Origin of the sequence: Arthrobacter sp. 'calajunan' (genome assembly GCF_046940185.1) — a bacterium.
In the GTDB taxonomy this organism is placed as follows: Bacteria; Actinomycetota; Actinomycetes; order Actinomycetales; family Micrococcaceae; genus Glutamicibacter; species Glutamicibacter soli.
Genome location: NZ_JBKZDY010000051.1, coordinates 1 through 260, shown reverse-complemented (window position 1 = coordinate 260; position 260 = coordinate 1). Strand labels below are relative to the sequence as shown.

Here is a 260-nt window from a genome sequence, read left to right as displayed (position 1 = left end):
ACCGCACCCCCGCCTGGCTCGAAGGCTACGGCTACATCCCCGCCCAGCACGCCCGAGAACTCATCGCCGGCGCGGAAATCCGCAACGAGGACTACTTCCACCACTACCCCGACGCGCACGACGACCTGGCCGCGCGCATCGAAACCTTCCCCGACATCCAGCGGCTCTACACCGCCCCCGGCGACAGCGAGCTGATCGCCATGGACTCCACCGCCCGCGCCTTCCCGCCCGGACTCAAGGAATTCATCAAGATCCGCGAC

At 67.7% G+C, this 260-nt stretch carries 1 pseudogene; it reads left to right on the top strand.

What is annotated here, in order from left to right:
* Positions 1-260 (top strand): annotated as a pseudogene (locus RF641_RS17670) (HNH endonuclease); the annotation flags it as partial.